This window comes from Acinetobacter sp. GN11, assembly GCF_054823985.1.
The window spans coordinates 778-13,205 of sequence record NZ_JRVL01000285.1; the positions used below are offsets into that span (position 1 = coordinate 778).

11 protein-coding genes are annotated in these 12,428 nt (G+C 38.1%); 8 read left to right on the forward strand and 3 right to left on the reverse strand.

Going from position 1 to position 12,428, the window contains the following annotated elements; all coding sequences use genetic code 11:
• Positions 1–10 precede the first annotated feature (10 nt).
• The 6 genes from pilG (at position 11) to NL42_RS18190 (ending at position 8,621) form a co-directional block, all read left to right on the forward strand.
• Positions 11–394, forward strand: coding sequence for a twitching motility response regulator PilG (pilG, locus tag NL42_RS18165; protein WP_000389061.1), 384 nt, complete (start codon positions 11–13; stop codon positions 392–394).
• A 23-nt stretch (positions 395–417) separates the two neighbouring features.
• The gene (locus tag NL42_RS18170) at positions 418–780 is read left to right on the forward strand and encodes a response regulator (protein ID WP_004789266.1); all 363 of its coding nucleotides are present in this window, start codon (positions 418–420) and stop codon (positions 778–780) included.
• Positions 781–839: 59 nt separating this feature from the next.
• The gene (locus NL42_RS18175; protein ID WP_461313812.1) at positions 840–1,376 is read left to right on the forward strand and encodes a chemotaxis protein CheW; all 537 of its coding nucleotides are present in this window, start codon (positions 840–842) and stop codon (positions 1,374–1,376) included.
• Between the two features lie 42 nt (positions 1,377–1,418).
• Positions 1,419–3,500, forward strand: coding sequence for a methyl-accepting chemotaxis protein (locus NL42_RS18180; RefSeq protein WP_461313813.1), 2,082 nt, complete (start codon positions 1,419–1,421; stop codon positions 3,498–3,500).
• A gap of 148 nt (positions 3,501–3,648) precedes the next feature.
• Positions 3,649–8,154, forward strand: coding sequence for an Hpt domain-containing protein (locus NL42_RS18185; RefSeq protein ID WP_461313814.1), 4,506 nt, complete (start codon positions 3,649–3,651; stop codon positions 8,152–8,154).
• Complete coding sequence (locus tag NL42_RS18190; RefSeq protein ID WP_461313815.1) at positions 8,154–8,621, forward strand: hypothetical protein; 468 nt, start codon at positions 8,154–8,156, stop codon at positions 8,619–8,621. The genes NL42_RS18185 and NL42_RS18190 overlap by 1 nt, the downstream gene beginning before the upstream one ends.
• A 34-nt stretch (positions 8,622–8,655) precedes the next feature.
• On the opposite strand, the gene dapE is transcribed toward NL42_RS18190, so the two are convergent.
• From dapE to NL42_RS18205, 3 genes are all read right to left on the reverse strand, one after another.
• Positions 8,656–9,792 (reverse strand): succinyl-diaminopimelate desuccinylase, encoded by a 1,137-nt coding sequence (gene dapE / locus NL42_RS18195; RefSeq protein ID WP_461313816.1) that lies wholly within the window; start codon positions 9,790–9,792, stop codon positions 8,656–8,658.
• A 125-nt stretch (positions 9,793–9,917) separates the two neighbouring features.
• The gene (locus tag NL42_RS18200; protein WP_003655297.1) at positions 9,918–10,061 is read right to left on the reverse strand and encodes an entericidin A/B family lipoprotein; all 144 of its coding nucleotides are present in this window, start codon (positions 10,059–10,061) and stop codon (positions 9,918–9,920) included.
• A 122-nt stretch (positions 10,062–10,183) separates the two neighbouring features.
• Complete coding sequence (locus NL42_RS18205; protein WP_461313817.1) at positions 10,184–11,065, reverse strand: DUF1853 family protein; 882 nt, start codon at positions 11,063–11,065, stop codon at positions 10,184–10,186.
• A gap of 103 nt (positions 11,066–11,168) precedes the next feature.
• Between NL42_RS18205 and NL42_RS18210 the strand changes: the two genes are divergently transcribed.
• Complete coding sequence (locus tag NL42_RS18210) at positions 11,169–11,528, forward strand: YbaN family protein (protein WP_016137131.1); 360 nt, start codon at positions 11,169–11,171, stop codon at positions 11,526–11,528.
• A 161-nt stretch (positions 11,529–11,689) separates the two neighbouring features.
• The gene (gene elsL, locus NL42_RS18215) at positions 11,690–12,193 is read left to right on the forward strand and encodes a cell wall-recycling L,D-carboxypeptidase ElsL (RefSeq protein WP_461313818.1); all 504 of its coding nucleotides are present in this window, start codon (positions 11,690–11,692) and stop codon (positions 12,191–12,193) included.
• Positions 12,194–12,428: the final 235 nt, after the last annotated feature.

Below are 12,428 nucleotides of genomic sequence, written 5' to 3' on the forward strand. Positions count from 1 at the left end.
GGAAGATTAAATGGAAGATGCATTCCAAAATCTGAAAGTAATGGTAATTGATGACTCAAAAACCATTCGCCGCACAGCAGAAACTTTATTACAGCGAGAAGGCTGTGAAGTGATTACTGCGGTAGATGGATTTGAAGCTTTGTCCAAAATTGCTGAGGCAAATCCAGATATTGTTTTTGTTGATATCATGATGCCTCGCTTAGATGGTTATCAAACTTGCGCTTTGATTAAAAACTCTCAAAATTATCAGAACATTCCCGTTATCATGCTCTCTAGTAAAGATGGTTTATTTGATCAGGCAAAAGGGCGTGTGGTAGGTTCAGATGAGTACTTAACGAAACCTTTTAGCAAAGATGAATTGTTAAACGCGATTCGTAATCATGTAAGTTCATAATTAAGTAATTTAAGGGCAAAGAAATGGCACGTATTCTTATTGTTGATGACTCACCAACAGAAACTTATCGTTTTAGAGAAATTCTAACCAAGCATGGCTATGATGTACTTGAAGCATCTAATGGTGCAGACGGTGTAACTTTGGCAAAAGCAGAACAGCCTGACTTAGTGTTAATGGATGTTGTTATGCCTGGTGTAAATGGTTTTCAGGCAACACGTCAGATTACCCGCGATGAAGACACTAAGCATATTCCTGTTGTTATTGTGAGTACTAAAGATCAGGCAACTGACCGTGTATGGGGCAAGCGTCAAGGTGCAATCGACTATCTGATTAAACCTATCGAAGAAAAGCAATTGATTGATGTAATTAAACAATTTCTAAATTAACTCATCCATCCATAAAAACATAAATAACGGGGTTATGTGCCCGTTTTATAGGATCGAGTATGGCAGCGAATGGATTTATCGAGTTACTTCGTTTGTCTAAACGGGGTAATAAGAATTACGCTTCAGTTCAAAATGAAGCACAGCGATGGTCAGGGATTGCTTTTGAAATGAGAGGGCAATACTTCGTCGCACCACTTGGGGAAGTGTCAGAAGTTATCTATCCGCCGAAATATACGCCAGTTCCAAATGCTCAAAGTTGGGTGAAGGGTTTGGCGAACATTCGGGGAAGGTTGCTTTCGGTTTCTGATTTGGCTCATTTTATTTCAGGGCAACGAAGTACATTTTCGTCTGCCCAAAAAGTGTTATGTATTAGCCATCACGACCAGTATGTGGGGTTGGTTGTGGATCAGGTCTTGGGGATTCAGCACTTTAATAAAAAAAGTTTTTTTTCTCAAAGCTTAGACTTAGAGGAAAACCTAAAAGATTATTGCCAAGGTTATTTTAACCAACATAACCAGCATTGGCATGTCTTTTTATTTAGTCGTTTATTGCAAAACCCACATTACATGAATGCATCGACAAAATTTATAAACTAATTTTTACGCTGTGAAAAACAGAGTATTTTCTGGGGAGAAGCTATGGGCTTTAAGCTTAAAAAGAAAGGCGGCAATCGTGTTGCGTCCGAAAAATCGGGTCTCAATTTTATTGCAAAAATCCAGTCGGGAATTGAGCAATACGCCAGTTTATTTGGGGAAAGTGAAAAGTCCAAGCCTATCCTTTATGTAGCGTTGTTATGTTTGGTATTTGCTTTAACTTCGCTCGTTTATTTATTTTATAGCGTACCTCGACATAACGAATTAACACGTAGTTTGGGTGAGTTGCGTTTATTATCACAAACAATTTCTAGACAGGCTACAGAAGCAACGGCTTCTGGTTCACCTAAAGCTATGAAAGACTTAGCTGAATCAAATAAACTTTTTGCAGAAAATATCAAAGATGTTGAAAGTATTCATGGTACATCTTCAAAAGAATACAAAAAGGTTGCGGTTCTGTGGAAAGCCTTGTCGTATGACATTAACTTGATCTCGTCACATCAGGACGTAATTAATCAGCTATATAACATGAACATCTCGATTAGTGATTCTATTCCTGAGATTCAAGCTGAATATAACTTGATGGTAGATAAGATGGTTCGCGAAAAAGCACCAAGTAGTCAGGTGATTATTGCTAAGAACCAAGTATTTATTGCAGAACGTATTTTACGTTCTATTAATACCGTTTTGGTTGGTGCAGAAAACTCTCAGACCTCAGCACATGACTTTGGTGTCGATATTGAGACGTTTGGTGTGTATTTAAATGCACAGCTAAACGGAAATGCTGAATTGGGTGTTGCTAGAGTTGAGTCTCCAGAAGTACGTGAATCTTTGGAAGGTATTAAATCTGAATATGATAAAGTTTTAAAATCTGCAGCGGCATCAGTTCTTCAACATACAGATCAGATTGTAAACGTACGTCAGTCATCAGGTGAGATCTTCTCGGAATCTGATGAAATGTTATCTGTATTGACTGATCTTTCTGAGCAAACGCAGTATGGTTGGAAAGCGTTTGCTTTAGTTGCGCTTCTTACATTATCACTTATTGGTTTAATTAGCTCAGTCTTAAAACTTTTATCACTTCGTAGTAAAGCGGATAAACAACGTGTAGCTACCCTGCAAGAAGAGTATGACCGTAACCAAAACGCGATTTTACGTTTACTAGATGAAATTGCCGACTTGGCAGATGGTGACTTGCGTTCATATGCAACGGTATCTGAGGACTTCACAGGAGCGATTGCCGACTCGATTAACTTTGCGATTGACCAATTACGTGATCTTGTATCCCGAATTCATGATACGTCTCAGGAAGTTGCTCGCTATACGCAGGATACACAAAATATTACCAACCAGTTGGCAGAAGCATCCGAGCATCAGGCACAAGAAATTGCCGGCGCGTCAACCGCAATGAATGAAATGGCGCAATCAATTGACCAAGTATCTTCAAATGCATCGGAATCAACCGAGGTAGCAGAACGTTCGGTAGAAATTGCTTCTAATGGCGCACAAGTGGTAAACCGTTCAATTGAAGGTATGGACACGATTCGTGAACAGATTCAGGAAACGTCTAAACGTATTAAACGTTTGGGTGAGTCTTCACAAGAAATTGGTAACATCGTATCGTTAATTAATGACATTGCGGACCAAACAAACATTCTTGCATTAAATGCAGCAATTCAAGCATCTATGGCAGGTGAAGCAGGACGTGGTTTTGCCGTGGTTGCAGATGAAGTACAGCGTCTTGCGGAACGTTCAGCATCGGCAACTAAACAGATCGAAACTCTGGTTAAAACAATTCAGACCGATACTAACGAAGCTGTTATTTCAATGGAACAAACAACAACTGAGGTTGTGCGCGGAGCGAACTTGGCAAAAGATGCGGGTATTGCCTTGGACGAGATTCAAAAAGTATCTGGTGACTTGGCAAACTTAATGGCCAGTATTTCTGATGCAGCAAAACTTCAGTCTGCATCTGCGAGTCATATTGCGACAACCATGACCGTCGTACAAGAAATTACTTCGCAAACGACAACTGCAACATTCGATACAGCGCGTTCTGTTTCTGAATTAGCAAATATGGCAGAGTCATTACGTGAATCGGTAACGGACTTTAAATTACCTGATTAAATTGGGGACGAGGATAGCTGTTTTTATACTAGCTATTCTTCTAAAAAGTATTAACAACACCAGATAAATATTGGGGACACAGTTATTTATCTGGTGTTGACTCTGTCGTTTTTCTCCATTTAGGGGACAAGCAAAAGAAGCCTTTGCTATGAAAGAAATATTAAAAACTTTAACTGAAGCAATGATGCTACCGGAAGATAGCTATTCTCAACAAGATGACGAATTTCTTGATATTTTTGTTGAAGAAATTGAAGAAATTTTTGTTGAATTGCAATCTTTGATTCATGAATGGATGCAATCTAAAAATGTTGCTACGCTGACTGACATCCGTCGCCATTTTCATACCTTAAAAGGTTCAGGGCGAATGATTGCAGCGAAATCCTCTGCTGAGCTTGCTTGGACTGTAGAAGATACGCTTAATCGGGTAATCAATGAGAGTCTCACATTAACTCCTAACATCCAACAATATGTTCAGTTGGTATTTAAGTTCTATTTCTTTAAATTAGTAGATGACTTTAAATCTAAAAAGGAACATGCAGTAGATTTTAGACCTCTTATTTTATTGGGACAACAATTACAACAACAGCAAAGTTTAGAGCCTGCTTTAGAAGAACTTTTATTATTGTCTGATACTCTCACTGCGGAAACTAAGACTGGTTTAGAGGTGGGTGATTTAGAACAGGAATCAGATAATTTAACTCTAGAAACCACTTTAGAAAGTGAACATAACCTTGCTGAAACCTTAGTTTTATTTATGGAAGAAGCGGAAGAGCACTTAGCGACTATCGATCAGTTCTTAGAACAAGAAATACATCAGCATGAGAGTTACAATGCGCTCATCCGTGCATTACATACGTTGCGCGGCAGCTCGGCAATGGCTCAGGTAGAAGCTATTTTTGATGCTAGTACCAAGGTTGAGCATTTATTCAAAATCTTATTACAAGAAGAGCTTTCTTCTCATTCAGAAGAGATATTACTACTTCGTGATTACCGTCAATTTATTCGAAATAGTTTAGACCTATTAGCTGCACATTGCTCTAATGAACAATTAGATTCTAACCTGAAACAATTCAATCAGGTTTGGGATGCTTATATGGAGCAGCATGGTGAGCATTCAAGTCCGCTTACGGCTCCACATGGTCTAGTCTCTCAGCTGTTACAGCTCGATGTTTCAGAATTACTTGATGCAGAGTTAGATTTTGAGAAAGGAATTCGTTCTGAGTTTCCTCACTATCTTGAACGTTTAAGTGGACAAGCTGATGTGCTATTGCAACATACTCAGTCTCAAGCCATGGTTGGTTTATATGAATATACGAACCAGCTGAAAGATAGCTATGACGTATTGCTGGATCGCCCTGATTTATTACAATCAGATTATGTTTTTGAAATTTATCAAAAAGCACATCAACAATTAATTCAGTTATTTGATGCATTAGCTGCGGGTCAAAGAGTTAGCATTATTGAGCAACACCAAAATGTGTTGGAAGAGCTAAAACTATATACCCAACATATTCCAAGCCTTAATTCTGAATCATTAGATACTGATCAGGACGCTGTTGAGTCGTTATTTGGTGCTGATGTAGAACAAATATCACATGAATCTTCAGCATCAATCGAAAGTGTATTAACTGATCATGTAGCAATGAGTCAGAGTGTGCATTTAGATCGCCAGTTCATGTCTACTGAGCATGTAAACCGTTATTTCGATCCAGAACTATTAGATATTTTTCTTGAAGAAGCCGATGAGTTGCTTGAAGGAATGGATACAGATCTTAATATTTGGATTAATGATCAAGAGAACTTCGCTGCGCTTAATAATCTGATGCGTTATTTGCATACCTTAAAAGGTGGCGCAAATATGATTCAGGCAAATTATATTGGTTTAATCGCACATGAATTGGAAAGTATTTATGAGCGTTTAATTCAAAGACAGTTAATTACTTCATCTGCTCTCATTGATTTTATCCGTTTGGTTCAAGATGACTTGGCTGATCGTCTACAAATAGTACGTGAACAACACCTAGATTATGCTGCTTCTCATACTATTCAAGCGCTTAAGAGTGCAGCTAAGGTATATAACTCATTTGGATCTACTGTTAAAGAGACGCAAGCTGAGTCTGAAACAGATGTTATACCGGAATTAACTTTTGAAGTATTACAACAAGAAGCTATAGACAATACTGCATTAAATCTCGATGAGTTAACTTCTAATTTTAAGCAGATTGTTGAGTCTAATATTAGGCTTGTTGAACACACAGAATTACAAGTTTTTGATGCAGAAGGCTATACAGATAGTATCCAAGATGAGGATATTAATTCTGTTGTCGAACAGGCATTTATGGAGGAAGCGGCTGAACTGTTAGAGATGGCCGATCATCTATTAAAGCAATGGTTTGAGCAGCGTACTAATCGTAGTATCTTGCTTCAGCTACAAAGAGCAGTGCACAGCTTGAAAGGTGGTTCCCGTATGCTGGGACTAGAAACCGTACAAGCGATTGCTTATCAACTTGAAAATGCTTTTGAAAAATTTGCACTTTATCATTTTAGCTCAAATATTTATGACAACTTGCTAGAAAGTGCGATTGTTTGGTTAAAAGAGGCAATTTTCAAGCAAAATTATCAACACTTTGATGGTTTACAACAAAGTTTAGAAAATATTCAGTTTATTGAAACTGCAATACAAATTCCAAGTAAATTGACTAGAACTGATCTATTCGGTTCAGAACCTGTCATGAGCTTCGTGCAAGGTGATGGGGCAGAACCACCGCCAATGTTGGGGGCATGGGAACAAGCACAGCATCTTGAACAAAATAATGAGATGATTCGTGTTTCAGCAGATTTAATCGAGAAAATGATTGATTTGTCTGGTGAAAATTCGATTAACCGTTCACGAATTGAAATGGATCTCAGTCAATTTGGCCATACGCTAGTGGAAATGGAATTAGCCATTCAACGACTTGCAGACCAGTTACGTCGAATGGAAGGCGAATTAGAAAGCCAGATTATTGCAAAACACGGTATTGAGCATTCTCGTTATACAGAATTTGATCCTCTAGAGATGGACCAATATTCTTCATTAAATCAATTATCGAAATCACTTGCCGAATCTGCATCGGATTTAGTAGATTTCAAAAATACATTATCCGAAAAAATCAGAGACACCGAAAGTTTGCTGGTACAACAATCACGTATTCAGGCCGAAATTCAAGAAGGGCTAATGCGAACGCGATTAGTACCATTCTCTCGGTTGCTACCTCGTTTACAACGAATTGTGAGACAGACCTCTACGGCATTGGATCGACCAGCAGAGCTTTTTGTTAATAATACCGAAGGTGAGCTAGACCGGACAATGCTAGAGCGTTTGGTTACGCCACTTGAGCACATGCTTCGAAATGCAATTGACCATGGTCTAGAAGATCGCGCACAACGTGAACAAGCGCAAAAACCAGAAACTGGACGCATTGAACTAAATATTAATCGTCAAGGTACGGATGTTGTTGTTACCTTTAAAGATGATGGCCAAGGTATTGATATCGAGAAAGTCCGTCACAAAGCCATCTTGTCTGGTTTGATTAATCCTGAACAAGTGTTAGAACATCAAGATATTTTACAGCTGATTTTCCATCCAGGGTTAAGTACAGCCGATCAAGTCACTCAGATTTCAGGTCGTGGGGTCGGGCTAGATGTCGTACAAAGTGATATTAAAGCTTTGGGCGGACATGTGAGTGTTGACTCTGTTTATGGGCAAGGAACGATCTTTACCATACGTGTTCCAACCACAGTAGCTGTTAGTGATGCCTTAATGGTTAAAGTTGCTGATCAACAATTTGCAATTCCGTTGGCTCAAATTGATCGAATTGTTCGAGTTTCACCAACATCATTAGAACAGTATTTTGGAAGCGCACAAGAATTCTTTGAATTTGAAAATAAACGTTATCCATTACGCTATTTATCTGAGTTTGTTGGTAATCAACCGATTCCACGTTTAAGTGGGATGATGTATTCACTACCAGTATTAATGATTAAGACAAATAATGGACAAACCATTGCATTATTGGTTGATCAGCTTATTGGTTCACGAGCGCAGATTGTAGTTAAGCCAATCGGGCAGCAGTTCTCTAGTATTGGTGCGATTGCAGGCGCAACTATTTTAGGTGATGGTCAAGTTTGTCTAATTTTAGATGGACAAAATATTGCTCGCCAAATTCAGTCTACTCGCCGACATAAGCCACTTAATGAGGGTATCTATAGACAACGCGAGTCTGATGAACGCCGTCTCATTATGATTGTAGATGACTCTGTCACAGTCCGTAAGGTAACGACTCGCTTACTCGAACGTCAGGGCTATGACGTAGTCACAGCAAAAGATGGTATTGATGCAATTGAGCAGCTGGAAAATATTAAACCAGATCTCATGCTACTTGATATTGAAATGCCGCGAATGGATGGCTTTGAGGTACTTAATCTTGTTCGACATCATGATCTACATCAAGATATGCCAGTTATTATGATTACATCAAGAACTGGTGAAAAACACCGTGAACGAGCATTTGCTTTAGGGGTCAACCAATACATGGGTAAACCTTTCCAAGAAGAAGATTTACTTCACAATATTGAAGCTTTTTTCATGACACGTGAAGAGGAACTTGCGTAATGAAGAGTCAGATAAGTACATCATTAATTAGTGAAATGGATCAGCAAGAACTTCAACATTTAATTACTGTTTCAACTGGTTTTATTGATGCATATATTATTGAATGTGATCAGCAAGTTCCGATGCTATTGCCACAAAATATCGTGTTATCAGCGATGGATGTTAAAAATGGTATTCAGCATATTGAATGGCATGACGTAAAGCTTCCAGTCTATTCTGTGCATAATGAAATTGATTCGCGAGCGGTGGCATTAGTTATTGAAAGTGAAGATATCAGCCAACGTTTTGCACTCATCTGTAAATCGATGCCAGCTTCAGTTCGTTTACGTATTTCTGAAGTCGTAGATGAAAATGAAGATACACAAGAAGCTTTGCAGCACCCAACTGTATTTAAATATGTGCGAATGGAGAATCAACGCTACCACGTTCCTAATTTGCAATATATCCAAAACTCGCTTCATCTATAAAAAAAAGGAACTCATTTGAGTTCCTTTTTAATTTCTATTTAGCTAATAAATTTTCTAAAATTTGTTCATAAATATCAGTGAGTGGATCAAGATCATGCACGTCAACATGTTCATTAATTTGATGAATTGTTGCATTAAGAACCCCTAACTCTAATACCTGTGCGCCTGTTGGAGCAATAAAACGTCCGTCAGAAGTACCACCACTGGTTGAAAGCTCGGTTTCCGTGCCTGTTACATTTAAAATAGCAGTTTGAGCCGCATTAACGAGTTCACCCACTGGAGTTAGGAAAGGTAAACCAGACAAATTCCAAACGATTTCATATTGTAAACCGTGTTTATCTAAAATCTCATGAACACGTTGTTTAAGCTGGTCAGCAGTCACTTCTGTTGAATAACGGAAGTTAAAAGTAACTTCTAAAGTACCTGGAATGACATTGGTTGCACCAGTTCCAGAATGAATATTTGAAATCTGAAATGATGTTGCTGGGAAATATTCATTTCCATTATCCCAAACGCTTTGGCATAGCTCTGTTAAAGCAGGTGATGCTTCATGAATGGGGTTAAGTGCTAAATGTGGATAAGCTACATGACCTTGTTTACCTTGGACCTTTAATACTGCATTAAGCGAACCACGACGCCCATTTTTAACAATATCACCTAATTTATGAGTACTTGAAGGTTCACCTACCAAACACCATTTAATTTTTTCGTTACGTTCTTCAAGAGTCTCAATAACCTTGACCGTACCGTTAACAGCAGGGCCTTCTTCATCGGAAGTAATCAGAAATGCGATAGATCCTTTATGGTCTGGGTGTTTTGCTACAAAACGCTCAGATGCGACAATCATAGCTGCCAAAGCTGTCTTCATATCTGCCGAACCGCGACCATATAATTTTCCATTGCGAATTTCTGGTGCAAAAGGGTCTGAATTCCACGATTCTAACTTACCTGTCGGGACGACATCAGTATGACCTGCAAAACAAAATACAGGCTCTTCAGTTCCGCGACGTGCCCAGAGATTATCTACATCACCAAAGCACATTGGTTCAATATGAAAACCAACTTGGCTTAAACGGTCTGCCATGATGGTCTGGCAAGTATGATCGATTGGAGTAACAGAAGGTTGTTGTAAAAGTTCTAGGCTAAGCGAGAGAGTATCTGAATGGTTCATACCGGAAATTGCGTGCTGATCAGGTGAAATATAGTTCGATATAATAGGCGAATCTCTACGTGATGGGTACGTAAAAATAAAAAAACCTTATCGGAACGATAAGGTTTTTTAGTGATAACTCTAACTTACATTTTATCTTGTGTTTTTTCAGCAGTATTCGTTACAGCATCACCTGCTTTAGAAACATCTTTCCCAAAACCCTTAAACGTATTACAGCCTGTTAAAACAACAGCAATCATGACAGAAGCAGCTAAAACTTTTTTCATCATTTTCTCCGTTTAAATTTAATAATGAAGTAAATTTAGATTAAAAAACAAACGTAAAAAGAAACATGACTGTTTAATAGTAAAAACGTTATAAAATGTTTCTGGAAGCTTAAATTTCTTGTTAATTATTTAAATTTCTGCAAGTTGGACTTAAATTTTAAGTGTGAAGGATGTCTAAACATATAAAACAGAATTTCCTGACCATTTTTACAATATAAACCGTCTGTCCACCAATGTGCTGGAGCTGAACTAGGTTGTTTATTTGGACAAAGCCATTCGTGCCTTTCTAATCGATAAAAAGAAGAATGAGGAATTGTGGTACCCCAATATCCCAAACGACGCTTTAAATTTACCCAATCAGGTAGTGACTGCTGCAAATTTAACTCTAGAGGGAGATAAAGTTGTCCCTTTAAAACTGCAAAGCGTTGTTGAATTTCGAAGTTTAAGGCTTCAGGAAATTGAAATTGCTTGTCCGTAAAATGATAAAGCTTTTTACTTAAAGTATCCTGACGGTTTAGGCCAATCCATTGCTCTAAATGTAAATCTGCCTCACCTAGATAATATTTTAAGGCTACTTCCCAATGTTCAATTTCTTGAGTTTCTTTATTTAAAATTAAAAAATCTAGCTCACCTAATGTTTTTGGTCCCTCAATTTTTTGAATACTATGTCCCAATAATTTATAGGAGTGATACTGATCCTCTTGTAACCAAAACCAGAGTAGATGTTCAAAGCGTAGACCTAGACGTGTACTTTTAAGCTGAGATAAAAACTCAATTAAAGGTTCTGGGGTTTGATCGAGCTCTTTTAAACGTGGTAAATAATTTTGAAAATGAGCTTCCCAAAACTCACTTAGATGTAGCTTAAAGTGATGTTGTATATCTAAGCTTTTTGGCAGTTGGCAAAGTAAATTTGGACTAGCAATACAAAAGGCGAGCTGTCGAACTATAGGATGTTGAAATTGAAGCCATGGCTCGAAATAGGAAGTTTTAACTGAGGCAATATTCATACATTTAATACTCGAAGTAATTCATCCTAATTTCATAGCGGATCAACAAAAAATATTAGAAAAACACTTTATACTAACGCTAACAGCAGGTTAAGGTTTCTATATGCGAACATTGTTCTGGCGCACTTTAGTGGTGATTTTTATCACGCTAGGCATTATTGGAGCAATTTTACCAGGTATGCCAACAACAGTGTTTTTGATTCTGGCTGCTTGGGCTGCGTCAAAAGGCTGGCCACAAATGGATAATTGGTTGTTAAATCATCCTAAATATGGTCCAACGCTACGTGATTGGCGAGCCAATGGCACAGTGCCTCGTAAAGCGAAGTGGATTGCAAGCATAATGATGGCGATTAGCGGAGTTATCATGCTATTTACTTCAGCGCCACTTTTAGTCAAGGCTTTTACTGATATTACTATGTTCTTGGTTGCAGTTTGGTTATGGCTACGCCCTGAGCCAAAATAAAAGATTGATAATCTTTTATTTTGGTGCAAGACAAGCAGTGAAACTGCGCGTAGATAATAAAAGAAGATTGATAATCTTTTATTTTCACTGCAAGACAAGCCCTTACAATAATTTTTTAATTAAACTCAATCTATTTGAGTTGATATAAGAGAATAAATTCAATGTCTCAATTTAAGCTCGAAGATGCTGATGTTCTTATCGATTTAGCGAACCAAACATTAACTTTACCTAAATATAATAAGTTTTATGTCATTTCTACAGGAAAGAATGGAATTGGTGAGCAGGAGAATACCGGCAGAACTCCACGCGGATGGCATAGAGTGGCAAAGAAAATTGGTGCCGAGTCTCCACAAAATGCAGTTTTTATTGCACGTAAGCCAACAGGGGAGGTTTATAGCACTGAGTTAGCTGCTCAATATCCTGAGCGAGACTGGATCCTTTCTCGTATTCTTTGGTTAGATGGCTTAGAAGAAGGCTTTAATAAAGGCGAAGGCTACGACACCATGCAACGTTATATCTACATTCATGGGACTCCAGACACGCAACCAATGGGGGTGCCAATGTCACATGGATGCGTTCGAATGCGTAATGAAGAAATCATTGAGCTATTTGATTTAGTGGCTGAAGATGCATTAGTTTATTTATCTGAACAATCTTTGACCTGAGTGCGAGTTTTATCTCTTATTGATTAGCTCTGTAAATGTGGAAAATATTGAAATAAGTGTTTAAATAAAATACAAAAAATTGTTTTTTACTTAATAATGACTTATTTTTAATCATTCATTCGCATTTTTTTAAAAAGAAGTCGAAAAGCGTTTGACACCTGTTAAAGATTCTCTATAATGCACCTCACAAACGATGAAGACGTTAAAGGGCGCTTAGCTCAGTTGGTAGAGCGTC

Bases quoted from the DNA above. Each gene is read 5' to 3' on its own strand.
- NL42_RS18210 (WP_016137131.1), top strand. From the start codon at position 11,169: ATGCGAACATTGTTCTGGCGCACTTTAGTGGTGATTTTTATCACGCTA.
- NL42_RS18175 (WP_461313812.1), top strand. From the start codon at position 840: ATGGCAGCGAATGGATTTATCGAGTTACTTCGTTTGTCTAAACGGGGT.
- NL42_RS18170 (WP_004789266.1), top strand. From the start codon at position 418: ATGGCACGTATTCTTATTGTTGATGACTCACCAACAGAAACTTATCGT.
- NL42_RS18185 (WP_461313814.1), top strand. From the start codon at position 3,649: ATGAAAGAAATATTAAAAACTTTAACTGAAGCAATGATGCTACCGGAA.
- NL42_RS18180 (WP_461313813.1), top strand. From the start codon at position 1,419: ATGGGCTTTAAGCTTAAAAAGAAAGGCGGCAATCGTGTTGCGTCCGAA.
- dapE (WP_461313816.1), bottom strand. From the start codon at position 9,792: ATGAACCATTCAGATACTCTCTCGCTTAGCCTAGAACTTTTACAACAA.
- elsL (WP_461313818.1), top strand. From the start codon at position 11,690: ATGTCTCAATTTAAGCTCGAAGATGCTGATGTTCTTATCGATTTAGCG.
- NL42_RS18190 (WP_461313815.1), top strand. From the start codon at position 8,154: ATGAAGAGTCAGATAAGTACATCATTAATTAGTGAAATGGATCAGCAA.
- NL42_RS18200 (WP_003655297.1), bottom strand. From the start codon at position 10,061: ATGATGAAAAAAGTTTTAGCTGCTTCTGTCATGATTGCTGTTGTTTTA.
- pilG (WP_000389061.1), top strand. From the start codon at position 11: ATGGAAGATGCATTCCAAAATCTGAAAGTAATGGTAATTGATGACTCA.
- NL42_RS18205 (WP_461313817.1), bottom strand. From the start codon at position 11,065: ATGAATATTGCCTCAGTTAAAACTTCCTATTTCGAGCCATGGCTTCAA.